We start from the raw sequence: 469 nt of genomic DNA on the forward strand, positions 1-469 counted from the left end.
CAATAGGCGATTTCGCGCGCCGCCATGGAGCCGGGGTCGGCTTCGGCGCCGAGCAACTCGCGCTGCCACACGCTGAAGTCCTGGTATTGCACCGGCAGCGGCGCCCAGTTCGGCGCCTCGCCCGCGGCACGGGCCCGGTGAGCCCCAATTAGATCCCGAGAGAACGGGCCGAATGAGAAGCCGTCGACCGCTATATGGTGTAACACCACCGCCACTGCGTGATCGACTCCATCGGCGCTGGAACTGCGAACGTCCACTCCCCCACTTGAAACCTGATAGATGCGCACCCGGATCGGGAGCTCGAAGGTCACGTCGAAGCCGCGCGCGGCGAATTCGGCCAGGGCGCCGTACAATTCGGCCTCGTCGATCGGCTGCACCGCGATGCCGAGATCGACCTGGTCGACCGGAACCACCTGCTGGTAGCCGCCGTCGCCGGACTCGGGGAAGATCGTGCGCAGCGACTGCTGGC

The 469-nt window shown here is 66.7% G+C and carries 1 protein-coding gene; it reads right to left on the minus strand.

Annotated features, from left to right (window positions below):
• The coding region (locus IU459_RS37595; protein WP_195134316.1) for a condensation domain-containing protein at positions 1-469 on the minus strand (469 nt) is incomplete at both ends.

It is taken from the genome of Nocardia amamiensis, from assembly GCF_015477605.1.
GTDB classification, from domain to species: Bacteria; Actinomycetota; Actinomycetes; order Mycobacteriales; family Mycobacteriaceae; genus Nocardia; species Nocardia amamiensis_A.